Raw genomic sequence first — 17,838 nt, 5'->3', positions numbered from 1 at the left:
CGCTCATGGCGAGCGACTCCGTACCAACGTTAAATCGAGCGGCATTGACCATCACGAACATGGCCTGCAAGCCTTTGTTTTGCTCCCCTACCAGCCAACCCACCGCGCCTTCACTTTCGCCGCCATAGACCATGGTGCAAGTCGGACTACCATGGTTACCGAGTTTGTGTTCGATACCCGCGCAGACCACATCGTTGCGTTCGCCCACCCTGCCACTTTCAGAGGGCAGGAACTTGGGCACCACAAAAAGCGAAACACCTTTGGACCCTTCTGGAGCTCCAGGTAAACGTGCCAACACCAAATGCACGATATTCTCGGTCAGGTCGTGGTCCCCGTAGCTGATGAAAATCTTCTGCCCCGAAACCCGATAAGTGCCATCAGGCATTTCGACCGCACGAGTGCGTAACGCCCCAACATCTGAACCCGCCTGGGGTTCGGTCAAGTTCATGGTGGCGGCCCACTCACCGCTTACCAGTTTTGGCAGGAACAGTGAGCGCACATTCTCGTCGGCACTCGCCGCAAGAGCTTTCACCGCAAACGCCGTGAGTCCCGGACAAAAGCAGAATGACTTGTTGGCGGAGGTAAAAACCTCTTCGATTGCGGCACACAATAAAGTCGGTAAGCCCTGCCCACCGTGCTCAGTCGCTATCTCAATATTGTTCCAGCCAGCCTCGGTGAATTGCTGATAAGCCTGAGAGAAACCAGGAGCCGTGGTTACCCCTTCGGTACCCCAAAGAGCCCCATGACGGTCGCCTATCGCATCAACAGGCAACAACACTTGCTCTGCAAAACGCGCGGCCTGTTCGAGGATCGCGCCAGTCAGGTCCTGATCAGCCAGGACCTCAGCGCTAGGTAGGTCAACTACACGATCAATGTCCGAGAGCTCGCGTATTACAAAGTTAATGTCTTCCAAAGGCGCGTTATATGAACTCACAAAGTCTTCCTCTAAGTGGTGGACTGCGGACTCACCTGAGTCACGCGCCATCGACCCGTGCAATGTGCCATTGATGTTCGCGACCAAGGCCACCCACGAAGAGGGGGGAGAAAAACCGAAGTCGCCCGTGCACTACCGTGCTCAAACCCACCCTCAGAGAGGGGGTAAAACTTCAGGCAAGCGTCTTAAAGTGCAATGCAGATGGGCTAATGCGCGCAGCAGTTGCGCGAGGTATCTGGAATAACATCTACAAAAAGCGACTGGCCACGCGCTCACGTTGCACTGAACTGCGCAACGGAGCCGGAGCTTGCAACCCGATGACACCCCAGTCCAAAAGGACCCAACATGAGCCTGTATCAAGTCAACGATGGCGTGGCCATCATCACCTTGGATCGTCCCCCGCTGAACACTCAAGGGCTGCCGCTGCGCAGATACCTGGATGATGCGCTGCGCGCGTCGCTGAATGACCTCAACGTGAGCGCCATCATCATTACCGGTGCCGGCCGCTGCTTTAGCGGCGGCGGTGATATCACCGAATTCAACCTCCCCGCTGGCACTCAGGAGCCTCAGGCACCAGCGCTGTTCGAACGTATTGAAGCCAGCTCAAAACCGGTTGTGGCGGCCATGCATGGGATGGCGCTTGGCGGCGGACTGGAGCTTGCGCTGGCGTGCCATGCTCGGGTCGCTCACGCAGCAACTCAGGTGGGACTGCCGGAAGTGCACTTAGGGCTTTTGCCCGGCGCCGGCGGTACCCAACGGCTACCGCGCCTGGTTGGGGTTGAGAAGGCCGTCAACATGATCGTCAAGGGCGATGTCCACAGTGCGGCTTCGCTCAGCGACAGCGGCCTTTTCGACCAAGTGACTGAAGGTGATGTGCTAGGCGAAGCCATGACACTGGCTCGAAAACTGGTCGCTGAAGTTTCTGAAAATAAGAGCCCACGACGAACGAGCTCATTGCCCTGCACGATGGATAACGCCCAAGCATTCATAGCGTTCGCTCGCAGCACCTTGAAGACGCCTGTGGGCGCCAGCACTGCCGCCCAGGCATGCCTTGATTGTATCGAAGCCGCCGTTTGTCTGTCTTTTGCGCAAGGCATGGCCTGCGAGTCAGAGAAATTTCGAAACTTGGCTACAAGTTCGCAATTTGCAGGTTTGCGTCATGCGTTTCTAGCGCAAAGAGCGGCTGCCAATGTCCTTGATCTACCTGATGGCACGACAGCTAGAAAACTGAAACGAGTGGCAGTCATTGGCGGCGGCACCATGGGCAGCGGCATCGCCATAACGTTTGCCAATGCTCAGCTTCCGGTATTACTGATCGAACGAGAGCAGGCTGCACTGGACCGAGCACTCAAGACCATACGTGAGCATTACGAACAGTCAGTTCAACGGGGAAAACTGTCCAGCGCAACCGCGACAGCGCGTATCGCCCTCATCAGCGGCGAAACGAATTACGCCGGGGTGGCCGAAGCAGATCTGGTGATTGAGGCGGTCTTCGAAGACCTTGAGGTCAAACGAGAGGTGTTTCAACGCCTGGATGCCGTAGCCAAACCTGGCGCAATTCTGGCGTCCAACACGTCGATGCTCGACCTGGACAGTATCGCGGCGTTCACCAGTCGGCCCCAAGATGTCGTGGGTCTGCACTTTTTCAGCCCCGCACCGGTGATGAAGCTGCTGGAAGTAGTGCGGGGCGCCCAGACAGCGCCGGACGTTCTCGCGAGTGCGCTGGCCCTGGCCAAAAAAATAGGCAAAACCGCAGTGGTATCGGGTGTTTGCGAAGGGTTTATTGGCAATCGAATGATCGAAGCCTACCTCATGCAAGCAGGGCTACTACTGGATGAGGGCGCCTTGCCGCATCAGGTTGATCAAGCCATTGAGCACTGGGGCATGGCTATGGGACCGTTCCGTATGTCCGACATGGCCGGCAATGACGTAGGCGCGAAAATCCGTGCCGCGCGCATCGAGCGAGACCCTTCGCGTGTTTACTCTGGTGTAAGCGACGTAATCAATTCCATGGGACGTCACGGGCAAAAAACGGGTCGGGGATGGTATGACTATCATCCTGGTGAGCGTAAGCCTGCGCCGAGCCCCGAAGTGCAGAGCGCGATAATTGCGCACTCCGCCAAAGTGGGTCTGCAGCGCCGAGAAATCGGTTATGAAGAGATCGTCGATCGCCTCGTACTCGCACTGGTCAATGAGGGCTTCAAGCTCTTGGAGGAAGGCATTGCTCAACGTGCGTCGGATATCGACGTGGTCTATACCGCCGGTTATGGGTTTCCGCTGTGGCGCGGAGGACCAATGCGGTATGCCGAACAGCGGGGGCTGTCAGACGTGGTCGCCACCTTGGCGCGCTTTTCAACCGGACCGACCTATCAGCACGCCGAGATCTTCTGGCGCCCCGCCCCACTGTTATGCCGCCTGGCAAAAAGTGGCGAGTCTCTCGCCCAATTCAATCTGAAGGAAACCCAATGAACGACGCGATCATTGTATCCACTGCGCGTACCGCGCTGACCAAATCATTTCGTGGCGGATTGAACCTCACGCACCCGGTCACTTTCGGCGCCCACGTTGTGCGCCATGCGATTGAACGCGCAGGCCTTACCCCAGATCAGGTTGAAGACGTTATTTTTGGCAGTTCCTTTCTGGAAGGCCCAGGCGGAAACAATCTCGCGCGTCAGGTCGCGTTGCGTGCGGGATGCCCCGTGAGCACGTCAGGTCTGACTATCAATAGGTTCTGCTCAACGGGCCTGCAGGCCATCGCGCTGGCTGCACAGCGGGTTATCGCTGGCGAAGGTGATATTTATGTTGCCGGAGGCGTGGAGTCCATCACCCAAGTACAGAGCCACATGAACACTTTCAATATGAAAGAGCCGTGGCTCGAACAACATCAGCCGGAGCTTTACTGGGGCATGTTAGACACCGCCGAAGTAGTGGCTCGTCGCTACAGCATTAGCCGAGAACAGCAGGACGCCTACGGCGTACGAAGCCAGCTGCGTGCCGCACAAGCTCAGGCCGAGGGACGCTTCGAGGCAGAAATAGCACCGTTTGAGACAAAGATGGCTGTCTTACAGCCCGATGGCCAAGTGGTAACCCAAGCAATTATCGTGAACCGGGATGAGGGCATTCGTGCCGATACCACTCTTGAGGGGGTGGCGAAGATCCGCGCTGTGCAACCCAATGGAACAGTGAGCGCGGGGAATGCCAGCCAACTGTCTGACGGAGCATCGGCCTGCGTGGTCATGAATGCCACGCTCGCCGAACGCCAAGGGCTGCAACCTCTTGGTCGCTTCCTGGGGTTTCAAGTCGCGGGTTGTGAACCCGACGAAATGGGCATTGGCCCAGTTTATGCGGTACCGAAGTTGCTGGCCAAGGCGGGACTAAAGGTAAGTGATATCGGTCTTTGGGAACTGAACGAAGCCTTTGCGGTGCAGGTTTTGTATTGCCGCGACAGACTGGGCATTCCTGATGATCGCCTCAATGTGAACGGCGGTGCAATCGCAGTTGGGCACCCTTACGGCATGACGGGCTCGCGCCTGGTAGGGCACGCATTACTGGAAGGCAAGCGTCGCAATGTACGTTATGTCGTCGTGACAATGTGTATTGGCGGGGGTATGGGCGCAGCAGGCTTGTTCGAGGTTTTATAACCAGATCTGGCCCGGCTTTGTGCCGGGCCAAGCTTACCGATATGGCTGATGATTTGCCTTAGGGGCTGCCTGATGAGAAGCCCCCTGGCAAACAGTCAGACGCCGAGCTCTCGACGCAGAATGCTGCCGTAGTGATCAGGTACCAGGCGCGACAGCCAGAACAATGCTTTCGAGCCTTTTCCCACCAACAAGCGCGGCTTACCGCGACGCAGCCCGTCGATGATGACCAATGCCGCTTCACGCGGCGGCGTTGTCATTTTACGGGCATTGCCTTCCAATACAGCGCGCTCCAACGCACCGCTTTTAGCCGCCTGCGGCACGTATTTGATATTGGTATTAATTCCTCCCGGGTGCACCACCACGGCTCGAACTCCCGTACCCCCAAGTTCCTGCCACAGCGTTTCGGTGAGCCCGCGCACAGCGAACTTCGACATGTTGTAAGACACCGAGCAAGGAGATGCAACTAAGCCAAATACACTGGACATGTTCACGATGCACCCTTCACGTTGTTTAAGCATGATGGGTAAAAAGGCCTTAGTACCGTAGATAACTCCCCACAAATTGACGGCCAGAACTTTTTCGATTTCCTCGATGCTCTGATTTTCGACGGTGGCAAACACGGAGGTACCCGCATTGTTAATGATGTAATGCGCCGTGCCAAAATCACTGACAACGTCTCTGGCAAATTGCTCGACTGCCTCGCGACTGGCCACATTGACCCCATAAGCACGGGCACGGCTGTTGGCGGGCAGTGAGGCAACAACAGTTTCGACCGTGGCAACATCAATATCGCAAAGGGCCAATTGTGCCCCAAGCAAGGCGAATTCTTCAGCCAAAGCGCGACCGATGCCTGAAGCCGCCCCCGTAATAGCAATCACTTTATCTTTGAACATGTAGCTACTCTCCCCTTATTTAACATCAAAAACCCCTCCCGCCCCACCAAGGTTTAAAGCCCCAGTTTGTGCCGCACGAGGGTGCCATAACTGTCTGGCAACAGACGGGATATCCAGTGCAAAATATTCGCGCCGTTTCCTACCAGAAGCCTAGGCTTGCCACGCCTCAACCCCTCAACAACCTGTTTGGCGCACGCCTGAGGTGTTGTAGTCATCTGGCGCAGGTTGGCTTCTTTCACCTTGAGTTCCATCGGTCCTTGAAAAACGTTGTTTTGATCGTTACTGATATTGGTATTGATACCACCGGGGTGCACTAGCACGGCACGCACGCCAGAGCCCGGCAACTCTTGCCACAAGGTCTCGGTAAGCGCGCGTACCGCGAACTTGCTGATGGTGTAGGCGGCTGCGCAAGGTGTGGCCAATAGGCCAAAGACGCTGGAGACATTCACGATGCAGCCCTCTCGCTGCTTGAGCAGAATAGGAAGGAAAGCTTTTGTTCCGTAAATGACGCCCCAAAGGTTGATCGCTAGCACATTTTCGAACACCTCCATCGTGGTGTGTTCGACGGTGGCCAGCACCGAGGTACCGGCATTATTGATCACAAAATGCGCATATCCGAATTCACGTACTACATCCTCGGCAAACTGAAATACTGCATCACGCGACGTTACATCCAACAAGTACGATCGTGCCTGCGAGCCCTGAGGAAGCAGGCTTAATGACTCGGCCAGTGCCTGTGCGTTAATATCCGCAAGCGCTAGCAGTGCGCCTTCACCCGCAAACTCAATCGCCAGCGCACGACCGATTCCGGACCCGGCTCCGGTAATCACTACTACTTTCTTTTGGAACACTGAAATCCCCTTATTGTTATAGAAAAGCAGTCAAAGATTCAGGACTGAGGGTTGTTTAAGCGCTTAATCAATCGATGAGTAACTGCTGATCACCTGGCAAAAACCTCTTTCAGTGACCAGCCCGCAACTTAATGACGGCCGTGAAATACTCAGTCAATTGGAGTTATCAGCGAGTAAGCACATTGATTGTGACCACCGCCTCCTCAAATCCGATCAAGCCACCGCCGTTCTCTTGCAACGCCACGTTTGCTCCAACGACCTGCCGAGCACCAGCCTCGCCGCGCAACTGAGTGACCAACTCGTGAATCTGCCCCAAACCAGTTGCGCCTATTGGATGGCCTTTGCACTCCAATCCACCGGACGGATTGACGGGGATACGGCCCCCGACGGATAGATCACCCGCCTCAGCGGCAGCGCCACCTTCGCCCATCGGGGTAAGTCCAAGGTATTCCACCGCCATTATTTCGCCCATCGCGCTCGCATCGTGAACCTCGGCCACTGACACGGCTTCAGGTCCAATACCAGCCTGCTCATAGGCCAACTGCGCAGCGCGCCGACAGACAGCATTTTCAAAGTCGTCCGCCGCGCGTGCCGTCGCCGTTGCAATGGCAGTTGCTGCCACACGGATCACACGACGACGATCAACCGAAAGTTTTTTCAGGCCGGCCTCGGAGCACACGATAATGGCTGCCGCTCCATCGGACAGCGGTGAACACATTGGCAATGTCAGCGGATAGGTAATAGGAGGAGCAGCGAGCACCTGTTCTATAGTGAATGGCTGGCGGTACTGGGAAAAAGGGTTGTGTACCGAGTGCATGTGATTTTTCGACGCGACGGCTGCGATCTGCCGCTGAGTAGTGCCGAAGGTCTTCATCCAATGTCGACACATGGCAGCATAAATCGACATAAAACGACTATATGGGCGTGTCGATTCGCTTCCCTCAGGCACGTCTACGCCCTCTCCCAATGCCACCAGGCGCCGGGTATTCTCATCCGCCGTCAATACATCCCAACCGCCCTCAAACAAAGCCAACGCGCGTTTTTTATCCTCGATATTCATCTTCTCAGCACCCAACACCAGGGCGACATCGCAAGCGCCCGCGCGGATAGCCTGAACGGCTAGCTGAAAAGCGCTTGTTCCTGATGCGCAGGCGTTTTCGATATTCCAGACGGGCAAACCAGTCAGACCAATCTTTGAAAAGAGCACCTGCCCCGGAACTGCAGTCTGGCCCTGCAAAGGGCTTTGAGTTACACCGGAGTAAAAGGCCTGATTAATGTCCGATCGAGTTGCGCCCGCATCAAGCAAAGCTGCAGTAAGCGCCTCATCTGCAAGTGATTGCAGGCTGCGTTCGATATGCCGCCCAAACTGCGTCATGCCGACGCCAGCGATATAAACAGAAGAGCTCATTGGTCTTGGATTCCATGCAATAGTGTGAAAACACCCACTGGGCAGGTCGGTTGGCAGCACACGGATGCTGATCACTTGCCACAGCGTACTAACGCAACGGTAAGGTGGTGATCCTGCGTGCGCCCCCCCAGGAAAGAGTGGGTTCCCCCCCTCGGCAAACCTGAATAATGGAACCAGAAAGGGTTAGTAGCGGATTGGCTAATCAGTTGTTAAATCGTGTTATAGGATGCATAGTCAGCACTACTGATAAGCCGTCGTAGAAGGCTCAACGCTCAAAGACGTAGTGGTTTGAACAGCCTCAAGCAACCAAAAATAATAACAGCTAGCCTCCCCCCGTTATTGCGCTATAGCGTTGGCTCGCGCCCAGACAAAGGGCAACGTCAGAACAGGGGTGGCATCAGTAATGGAGAGACCGGTGACCCATCTGCCGAGCCGCGAACCCGCGCTACTTCTAAAATCGACGCCGCCTCGTGCCCTTAAAAGCTTTCTGGATCGCGGACGCCTGAAACTGAGCCGACTTGAAATGTCTGGGGGTAGTGCCATCCTCCTTCTGGCGCCTACCGGCTTCGGCAAAACCTCTCAGTTGATCCAGTGGAGACGCGACGCATTGGCACAGGGCGGATTGGCTTTCTGGCACAGTCTCGACAGTCGAGATACTCCAAAACGCCTCATTGCGGGACTCGCTCATTCGGCTCAAGCATCCTCAGGCAAGCGTGGATTTGCAGATCCGTTCATGCGGTGGATAGACGAATGTTCCGATGTGCAAGAAGCAGCGACGGCCTGGTTGGCAGAAGTCGCAATGCTGTCGGTAAACGTTTTGCTGCTGCTTGATGATGTCGAGTTCTTGCCAGGAGAAACCCTGAATCAGGTGCTCACTTACTTGCTGGGGAATACACCCGCCAACTTGCACATTGCATTGGCTGCACGCCCGACCAATGCCCTGATGTCGAGCGGGGTACTGAACACCTTTCCGATTACCCGCGTCACAGCCTCAGACTTGCGATTGCGACCAGAAGAAACGCTGGAAATTCTTTCAACAGCATTAGGCAGCAGCTGTAATCCAGAAGAAGGAATCAGCTTGCACGAGTTAACCGAGGGATGGCCACTGGGCGTGCAACTCGCCGCCGCGACGGCGCATCGCACGGGCAGTTTACAAGGGTTGTTGGCGGAGGGGTCGGCAGACGTCCGACGATACTTCATTGACAACCTGATTGACCGACAATCGGCAGAGGCGGTGCACCTGCTGGTCAGGCTGGCCAATATCGATCTGATCCATCCGGATTTATGCTCGGCGGTATTTGAAGATGATGAGATGGTCCGCCAATTAATCCGACTTCAGGATGAAACTCCTATTCTATCCCAGGTTGAAGGTGGCGATTGGATGCGCCTTCATGCCGTTGCGCGCGAGGTGCTGCGCGATCGGTTCATGCTACTTCCTGCTGGCGAACGACAGGCGTTGGCAAGAAAGGCTTCAAATTGGTACGTCACCCATCAGTTTTACAAGGAAGCAGCTGAACAATCATTTCTCGCTGGCGATATCAATATTGCTCTCTCCCTGGTGGAAAGCACGTCTCACCAAATGATGGCCAGGGGTCACAGCAATGAGATACTCGCCTGGTTCAATCGTCTTTCGGTAGATGAAGTCAAAAAGTACCCGGGCTTCTGGGCGCCAGTGGCCTGGGGGTTCGCGATGAGCGAGCAACATTCCCTTGCCCATCCCTTGATCAAGTTGATACTCGACAACCCTGACCTGTCTCCGGCCGAGCACTTCGAGGCAGACTTGATCAGTGCCACGATCGCCGGGTACACAGACGACATCGACCTCATGGCAGAAATACTGGCCAGATGGCCGGCTCCACCGCCTCAAGCACGAGTCGACGAAGCTCCTGTCTACTGGGTAGTCAAGGGCTTTGCTGCGCTGCACGGAGGCAAACCAGACCAGTCACGGTTGGACTTTTGGCGCATTGCCGAGCTAGATAAGACCCAGGCGTTTTCACCGATGGCATACGGCTTTGCCGATTACGGGGTCGGCCTAAGCTTTCTCTGGGAAGGACGCTATGCCTTGGCAGAGCAGCACTTGAGACCTGCGTTAGCTCGCGCCGAAGAACATATGGATCGACGCAACCCCGTTGTTTGCATGTTGGCCGCATTGCTGGCTGAAGCGTGCTGGGAAAGCGATCAGGATGAAGGATCAACCGCCCTGCTGGCCGGCCGCCTGGTCGTACTTGAGCGCCACGGTCTGCCAGATGCACTGATGGCGGCTTACAAAGTCCTGGCACGTGTGGCAGATAAAAAAGGCAGGCAGGATCAGGCACTCAACTTGTTGGAATCACTGCAAGCTATCGGCCGGGAAAATTCGGTACTGCGTGTTCAGGCCATGGCGCATTTCGAGCTCGTTCGTTTGCACGCCGGTCATAGGCGTGGCAATACCGCGATGGCCATCAGCGCGCAATTGGACGAATTGCTGCACACAAATAACCAACATACCACCGGACTTCTCGACACCTCTCTCGAGCTGTATTGCGACTTGGCCCGTACCCACGCCTGCTTGGCTGACGACGATCTTGTGATCGCGCTTCGAGCCGCAGATTCAGCCATTAAAGTAGCGGAAAAGCTGAAACGTCATGGAGATGCTATCGAAGCGCGGCTTGTGCGTGCCGAAGTACTGCGCCGACAAGGATCTCACGAGGCAAACCGGGCCTATGACGAGGCGATGAGCCTTGCGACTGCCGGTGGTATGGGCAGACTCAAGCGCGAGCGTGTAGTGGGCGTCCACCAAACACCTGCGCAGACGAAACTAGCCAGTGAAGAGAAAATCAAGGAGAGCTCAGCCGCTCTGCCAAAGGAATCGCTGTTACTTGGCGCAGGCTTGTTAACGTTGAAAGAGCGAGAAGTCTTGACCCTTCTCACCCGTAGTCTTAGCAACCGGGAGATCGCTCGCGCGATGGACATCGGCGAACAGACTGTCAAATGGCACATAAAGAATCTGTTCAACAAGCTGGATGCCGGCAGTCGCAAGCATGTAGTAGCACGGGCAAGTATGCTGGGGCTGACCGAGAGGGCTTGAAATACCTAGTGCCTGGTATTTCGTGTCACTTGCATAAACAAAAGGCCAGGGCTGATGTTTCCACCCCTGGCCTTGTTCTTAATTCTTTCAACTGATCAGATTACAAGCAGAACTCGGTCGAACGCACCTGCAAACTCCTGTGGCGGCTGTCGTGCGTTCCCCCGACCTTCATAGGGTTTGCATGTCGGCCGCAGTCTTGACGACAGGTGGCGCAGCGCCTTTACGTGTGTGTATATCTGAATGGCTTTTCAAGGACTGCGTAGAAGACCCCGGCAATGAAGGCTTCAACAGGAAGTGAGCTAGCGCCGGGATCAGCACAAGCGCGCCCACCATGTTGCCGATAAACATGAAGGCTAGCAGGATGCCCATGTCGGCTTGAAACTTTATGGGCGACCAGGCCCATACCGCAACTCCAACGGCCAGGGTAAAAGCCGTCAGCATCACAATTCGCCCCGTAAACAGAAGCGATGTTTCGTAGGCTGCGGCCAAAGGCTCACCGGCACGCAATCTGGCCAGCATGATGCTCATTACGTATAACGCATAGTCGACGCCAATACCCACACCCAGCGCAATGACCGGCAAGGTGGCTACTTTGACGCCGATACCCAATATCACCATCAGTGCTTCACATAACAACGACGTCAGCGCCAGCGGTACCATGGCACATACGACTGCGCGCCAAGAGCGGAAGGTCAGAAAACACAAAATGGTCACTGCTCCATACACCCAAAACAGCATTTCCCTGTTGGATTGGCGTACGACAATATTAGTGGCTGCCTCAATCCCAGCGCTGCCAGCAGCCAGCAAAAACTCACTCGACTCGCTGTGGTTGGCCTGGGCGAACGCTTCGCTGGTCTCGACCACCGCACTTAGCGTATCGGCACGATGATCATGGAGGAAGGCCGTGACGGGTAAAACAGAACAGTTGGCATTATACAGCCCCCGCGGTGAGTTCGAGGTGATGGTATTGAGCATGTCGCGATTGCGCGGAAGGTCCAGCCATTTCGGATTACCCTCATTGTAACCACTGAACAGCAACCGCTGCTGGCTAGCTAACGAGCGGGTACTTTCCACACCCGCAAGCGCCTGAAGTTGCCAGTCCAGTGCATCAACACGGGTCAACGCGTCATAGGAGGCACACTCGCCCTCCGGGGTGCGCACCATCACGATAAACACATCACCGCTAGCCCCATAGTGGGCATCAATGTAAGCGTTGTCGCGGTTATAGCGCGAGTCTGGACGTAACTCCGGAGCACCGGGGTCGAGGTCACCGATTTTCAAATGCAGACTGGTTGCGAAGGCAGCAACACCAATGACTGCGGATACCAGCAGTGTTATTGCGGCACGCCGCGGCTGGGTAAAGCGTCCGAGGTAATGCCAAATAAAGTGTTTATCACCACGCTCGGCGCGCAGGCTCCGCTCAGCCGCATTCTGGCTCACGCCCACGTAGCTGAGCAAAATTGGCAGCATGATCAGGTTGGTGAAGATCAGGATGCCTACGCCCAGGCTCGCGATGATAGCCAGCTCCTGGATCACCTCAATATGGATGACCATCAACACGCCGAAGCCAACGGCATCACACAGCAACGCCGTCAGCCCAGCCAGGAACAAGCGTCGGAAAGTGAACCTGGCCGCAACCAGCTTATGCATGCCACGTCCGACATCCTGCATGATGCCATTCATTTTCTGAGCGCCATGGCTCATGCCTATCGCGAACACCAGAAACGGCACCAGTACCGAGTAAGGGTTGAGATCGAAGCCCAATAACGGTAGACAACCCAGTTGCCAGACGACGGCTGTCAGTGAGCACAACACCACCAGCAACGTGCTCCGCACGCAGCGGGTGTAAAAGTAAAGCATGGTCGCTGCCAAGATAATGGACAGCAGAAAGAACGCGGCAATCTTGTAGAGGCCGTCGATCAAGTCACCGACCACCTTGGCAAACCCGCTGATGTGTACCTTGACGCCTTGTTGTTCATATTTGGTGCGCAGGGATTCAAGGGACTTGTCCAAGCTGCCATAGTCCAGCTTGCGTTGTTGCTGTGGGTTATCCGCTAGTAGGGGTACCGAGATCAAGGCAGACTTTTCGTCCAGACTGACAATTTGGCCTATCTCCCCCGACCGCTGCACATTGATCCGCAATTGCTGGAGGTCCTGCGGCTTCCCCTGATACCCATCGGGGATCAACGGCCCGCCATCAAAGCCCTCTTCGGTAATGCCCTGCCACCGGGCATTCGGCGTCCATATACTCTTCAAGCTCGGACGATCAACCCCTGGCAGAGCTATCAGATCGTTGGTCATCTGCTGAAGTATGTCTAGGAATTTTGCATCGTAGATATCGCCCTGGACCGGTTCAAGGGCCACACGCAACAGGTTCGGCGTAGGCAAATCATCCTTCATAGCCAGGTAATTGACGATGAAAGGATGCTGGGTCGGGATGGTCTTTTCGAAGCTGGCATTGACGTGCATTCCGGGCAGTTGCCAGGCGGCAAGTAGCGTAAACAGTATGCACAGCGACAGCACCACAAACCTGTTGTTGAACAACAGGCGCTCAATCCGCGACCCTGACTGCGGATCGAAGGACGAACCGGTTTCGGCAGGGTGATCATGTTCAAACGATGAGTTCATCAGAAAGCACTCAAGGGCGCAAAGTCGCGCTGATATTCGAGGGACCGAGGCGACCTACACTGACCAATGTACCGTCAGCCGACTCAACAAAGGCCGACGGGCTGGATCCTGCCGATGCATCAAGCTTTAGCAGCCGATCCCCAGCCAGTCGATATAACGTGCCAGCCTGATCGGCCAGCACCACATCGCCGGTCTGCAAGCGCAGGCTAGCGGTCACACTCACAGGGGCTGAAAGTATGACGGGCTCAAAGTGGCCACCATGGTCTACCGAACGAAACGCATAGCCGCGCAGGCCCGCAACAACAATCTCGCCGTCGTGAAGTTCGAGCACAAAAAAACTGCCCTTGTACGGTGAGTTCAAGCGCTGGAAGGTCGCGCCGTCATCCATAGAACGAAGCAACAACCCCTGCTCGCCAGCAATGACGATTTCATTGCCTTGCGTCTTGATTGCATACAGGTGCAGATCGTTGGGGTTGTCCAAGTGGGCTGACCAAGGCTCCCACAGCTTACCGTCGCGGCTGTGCAACGCTAATCCATAGGCGCCTACCAACCAGAGTTCGCCGTTGGCATCGATGTTCATGTCTAGCCATGGTTTGTCTGGCCCGTCGCTGGCCAGTTGCGCCGCCTGACGGGTGGCGCGCTGAGCTTGTTCATTATCCTCCTTCTCACCCAATACCTTGGCCTGCTGTTGGTAAAGAGCAATGACATCATTACCGTCCAAGACCCGCGTCCACGTGGCTCCGGCATCGATCGTTTTCAGCAAAATGCCGTTGTGGCCAGCAGCCCAACCATGCAGGGCATCCGCAAAGCGCACCACCGTCAGCGTGACACCTACGGGCACCTGAGATTGCTGCCAACTAACACCTTTGTCGTCGGAGAACAGCACAATGCCCCGCTCCCCTACCGCTACCATCCGCTCCCCCGCCAGCGCCACACCCAGTAAAGCGGCGTGCTGGGCACGGGGCGTGATAGGCGCCGATATGTTCATTGGCTCTATAACGTTGGGTGGTGCCTTGCTAAGCGGTGTCGCGCCGAGCATTCCACCGAACAGCACCAACGTCAGCGCACAGATGTTGCGCAGGTCCTGATTCATCCTGAGTTCCTTAGCGCAATTGATCGCCAACCATCGCGTCGGGGGTAAAGGTGCTGTCCTGTAGCGACGTCGCTTGCTGCAACCCAATGGAAGCGGCGGGAATGTTTACATAGGGGCCTGCGTACCAAGCGCCGGAAACCAAGTCGTAGAAGCCGTAAGTCGCATGCTCAGTGACTTCCATCTCGGGATAGGTCACAGGCAGCCCGAACAATGTTTTCCACAACTGGCCATTGGCATCCCATCGATCCGCTAGCATCGCGAGCCAGGAGTCCTCGTCAATGTAATAGCGTCCTTTGGGCGAGCTATGGCGTTTACCAGCCTTCAGTTGCGCGTCTACAACCCACACACGATGCAACTCCCAGCGCACAAAATCGGGGTTGATATGGGAAGCGCCGATCAAGGGTTCCGCGGACTCAGGCTGGAGCATTTTGTTGTCATTGTAGGGAATCAGCATTTCCTTCTTACCAACCAGCTTCCAATCAAACAGACCGGGGCCTCCGGCAAAAACGTTCACCTCATCGAAGCTCATCAGGCCGGCAGACTGCGGTGTAGGCGTGTCGCCATTGGGGTTGGGTAGCTTACGCACCCGGCGCTGGCCGGTAAGGTAGACCCAGGCTAGAGATTTGGTGTCGTCAACATTCACTCGGCCAATGATGGCCTCGCCAGCGCGGATAGGCGGGCCGTCGTTAACGACGCGAGTTAACCAGAATGTTCCGTCGAACTTCTCGGGCGACCCATTTGGGTCGTAGTAAGGCATTTTTATTTCCTGACGCCCCTGAACCGCCATTACCTTCTGGCCATTAGCGGTCACCATCCAGGTCTGGCCATTGAGATTGCGAGTCGCGGCCCCTTGGTAGCGCAGTAGATGGTTCCAGATCACTTCCATGCCCGTTTTTGGAATCGGGAATGGTGTGCCGCCGAACGCACCGGTCGGGATGGGGTAGTCGCCACCATTGGCCAGAGAGGCTCGGGTCGCGTTCTTGAAGGTATTGTCATAAACGTACTGCGGCGCGACGGCCGTGCGGTGCGTGGGATAAACATCCATTCGATAAGAGGGATAGCGCTTGAGCATAGCCTTTTGCCCATCGCTGAGGGTGTCGGCATATTTGTCCATATTGGCAGCGGTTACCGAATACAAAGGTTTTTCGCTGGCATAAGGATCAGCACGGCGCTGGCCAGGCTTGTACCCGGCAGGCACTTTAAGCTCCCCGCCACTCCAGGCCGGTATGGTGCCCTCTTTGTTACCCGCGCGCTCGCCGCCCAGTGGCGTCAGGGTAGTTTTTAGTTGCTGAGCTTCTTCAGCACTGACGCCAGCATAAGCAAGCATGGGTTCAACGCTAACGCAGGCAATAAGAGCCGCGCACAATGTCATTGTGTTCAATTTCATAGCTGTCTCCCGGGTACTTAAAAGGTGCGGCTCAAGACCAACGTGGCGTAGTCGCGATCACCGAAATACTGTTCGTAGTTCCAGGCTTGTGTGCCACCGGCGCTGACGGGGCTGAAGAGGACGCCCTCACTACCAAAAAAGTGAGTTACGTTCAGAGATAATCGCCACGTGTCGAGGTATGTTGCACTCACGCCGAGGTTAACCGTGCCTGCGTTCTCGGGAAGAGGCGCAGCCCCCACCATGTTGCGCGATCCACTGGGTTGATAGGAGATACCAAACGGTAGCCGCACATCTATGCCAGGAAAAGCCTGGTAGTACACCGGTTCGAACAGGGCCTGAAGCTTCCAGCTGTCGCGGGTTCCGTTGGGTTTGCAGACAGAGCCTGGAAAAGTAGAGGGCTGGCAGCCACTTAGGGTATCGGCATTTTTCTCCACGCTTAACACTCGGGTGAACGCAGCTTCAGCTAACAGTTGCGCGTCATCCCAAAACATGGTCCTGCCGAGGTTTGAACCGACGGCAGAAAGGTTCACATGCCAAGTCTTGCCAACGGCATATTCAGCACCGTTGCCAATGTCATACGCGTTGGGTGATAGCAAATCCTGATTGAACCGGACCGATGACTCGACCGCTAGGTTAAATAATCCCACGTTGTGGTTGGCGCTGGCGCCAAACACGTTTGTGCCGCTGTGGTAGGCCTCATAAAATGATTGGTTGATCGGGTCGGTGACGATTTGACTGGCCTTGCTGTTGAATCGAAGCGCGTAAAGACCATAATCGGTAGCGTCCGTACGAATCCGCAACGCTACCCCAAACTGCCCCGAGTCCTTGCCATCTTGAGTGGAACTTCGCGCGTAGGGTCCTGTAGGCGTATAGATCAGGTTACCACCGCGTTGAAAGTCGATCGGCGAGAAGTAGCTGCCGCTGCCTTGCGAGCGGTCTTCACGCCACTGCAGTTGGTAGTAGGAGTAAGCCGTTACATCATCGCTGAGCTGGTATTGCCCCGACACCTGCGGAACCGGCCGCAAGATTTCCTGAAAACGCAGATTAGGGACGGCCACGGCTTTGGCTACGTCGATCGGGGACATCGCCCCAGCAACAGCGTTATCGCCAAAAAACAGGCTCTCGCCCCACACTTGGCTGAACTGACCCACGCGCACATTGGCGGCATGCCCGTCGACATCGAACCTCTGAGAGACGAAAGCATCCAGCAATTCAGCATCACGGCCGTTGGCGTCTCGAGTATAGGGGGTAAACTCGGACGACTTGGATATCTGTGAAGAGTTCACTGCACTTGTACCAGGGCCAAATGCTCCGGCCGTGTTGTTATCGTTATCTCGGTTGTACACAGTGTCGTACCAGCCCGCGCCACTGATGCGAAACCCAAACTGCTTGTAATTGCCCTCAAGCTCGCTAAGCAAATCAATACGATTAGATATGAGTCCAGATTTGCGAAAGTTGGTATCACCATCACCGAGGTTGGCATCGCTCGCCAATTTGCTGTCGGCATCGTGCAGACGGTAGCCAGCAACGTATTTGACCGTATTGTCCCAACGAAGTCTAAAGTCAGGGTTACCCGTATCAATTTCCGCGGCGGTCGCGCTGACAGTCGAGAGGCATGCAACGAAAGCTACGCCGAAGTGCTGCAGGTACTTTGATTCTGACAAAGGCACAGGTTTTCTGTACTCCACGTATTGAATCCTTTGCCGGTCGTTGCCGGCTGTTATTGTTGTTTTTTAACGGGGCTGTATGAAATCTGTCGAGGTGCCCGTAGACAGTACGAACTTGAGCGCGGCTTTACCCCCCCACTGAAGAGTGGGTTAAGGCGTATACGGAGATATTCAGTGAGCTAAGAGGTCGACTGTGATTAGCGTCCCTTCGCAATCAATAGAGCCGCCATTTCCCTGCTGTTCCGCTCGCGGGATTCAGCTGTGATGAT

At 55.7% G+C, this 17,838-nt stretch carries 11 protein-coding genes; 3 read left to right on the top strand and 8 right to left on the bottom strand.

What is annotated here, in order from left to right; genetic code table 11:
• On the bottom strand, nucleotides 1–934 hold a 934-nt coding region (locus M0974_RS17455), incomplete at its 3' end, for an acyl-CoA dehydrogenase family protein (protein ID WP_297839306.1).
• Between the two features lie 345 nt (nucleotides 935–1,279).
• Between M0974_RS17455 and M0974_RS17450 the strand changes: the two genes are divergently transcribed.
• Nucleotides 1,280–3,403, top strand: coding sequence for a 3-hydroxyacyl-CoA dehydrogenase NAD-binding domain-containing protein (locus tag M0974_RS17450; RefSeq protein ID WP_297839304.1), 2,124 nt, complete (start codon nucleotides 1,280–1,282; stop codon nucleotides 3,401–3,403).
• Entirely contained in the window at nucleotides 3,400–4,575 is a 1,176-nt protein-coding gene (locus M0974_RS17445; protein WP_297839302.1) for an acetyl-CoA C-acyltransferase, read from the top strand. The genes M0974_RS17450 and M0974_RS17445 overlap by 4 nt, the downstream gene beginning before the upstream one ends.
• Nucleotides 4,576–4,670: 95 nt before the next feature.
• Here the strand turns inward: M0974_RS17445 and M0974_RS17440 are convergent, their stop codons facing one another.
• From M0974_RS17440 to M0974_RS17430, 3 genes are all read right to left on the bottom strand, one after another.
• Nucleotides 4,671–5,468: an SDR family oxidoreductase gene (locus M0974_RS17440; RefSeq protein ID WP_297839299.1), complete on the bottom strand. Its 798-nt coding sequence runs from the start codon at nucleotides 5,466–5,468 to the stop codon at nucleotides 4,671–4,673.
• A 53-nt stretch (nucleotides 5,469–5,521) separates the two neighbouring features.
• Nucleotides 5,522–6,319 carry an SDR family oxidoreductase gene (locus tag M0974_RS17435; protein WP_297839296.1) on the bottom strand — a complete coding sequence of 266 codons (798 nt, stop codon included), beginning with the start codon at nucleotides 6,317–6,319 and terminating at the stop codon, nucleotides 5,522–5,524.
• Between the two features lie 166 nt (nucleotides 6,320–6,485).
• On the bottom strand, nucleotides 6,486–7,727 hold the full coding sequence (locus tag M0974_RS17430; protein ID WP_297839308.1) for a thiolase family protein: 1,242 nt from the start codon (nucleotides 7,725–7,727) through the stop codon (nucleotides 6,486–6,488).
• 607 nt (nucleotides 7,728–8,334) lie between these two features.
• On the opposite strand from M0974_RS17430, the gene M0974_RS17425 reads away from it, so the two are divergent.
• Nucleotides 8,335–10,794: a LuxR C-terminal-related transcriptional regulator gene (locus tag M0974_RS17425; RefSeq protein WP_297839294.1), complete on the top strand. Its 2,460-nt coding sequence runs from the start codon at nucleotides 8,335–8,337 to the stop codon at nucleotides 10,792–10,794.
• A gap of 168 nt (nucleotides 10,795–10,962) precedes the next feature.
• On the opposite strand, the gene M0974_RS17420 is transcribed toward M0974_RS17425, so the two are convergent.
• From M0974_RS17420 to M0974_RS17405, 4 genes are read right to left on the bottom strand one after another with little or no spacing between them, the layout of a single operon-like run.
• Nucleotides 10,963–13,422 (bottom strand): MMPL family transporter, encoded by a 2,460-nt coding sequence (locus M0974_RS17420; protein WP_297839291.1) that lies wholly within the window; start codon nucleotides 13,420–13,422, stop codon nucleotides 10,963–10,965.
• A gap of 10 nt (nucleotides 13,423–13,432) precedes the next feature.
• A complete protein-coding gene (locus M0974_RS17415) occupies nucleotides 13,433–14,515 on the bottom strand; it encodes a YCF48-related protein (protein ID WP_297839289.1) in 1,083 nt (360 codons plus the stop codon).
• A 10-nt stretch (nucleotides 14,516–14,525) separates the two neighbouring features.
• A complete protein-coding gene (locus M0974_RS17410) occupies nucleotides 14,526–15,902 on the bottom strand; it encodes a DUF1329 domain-containing protein (protein WP_297839287.1) in 1,377 nt (458 codons plus the stop codon).
• A 17-nt stretch (nucleotides 15,903–15,919) separates the two neighbouring features.
• The gene (locus M0974_RS17405; protein ID WP_297839285.1) at nucleotides 15,920–17,590 is read right to left on the bottom strand and encodes a DUF1302 family protein; all 1,671 of its coding nucleotides are present in this window, start codon (nucleotides 17,588–17,590) and stop codon (nucleotides 15,920–15,922) included.
• Nucleotides 17,591–17,838: the final 248 nt, after the last annotated feature.

Source organism: Pseudomonas sp. (assembly GCF_026224925.1).
GTDB lineage: Bacteria > Pseudomonadota > Gammaproteobacteria > Pseudomonadales > Pseudomonadaceae > Aquipseudomonas.
Note: the sequence above shows the minus strand (reverse complement) of the source record. Positions and strands in the feature narration are given on the sequence as shown.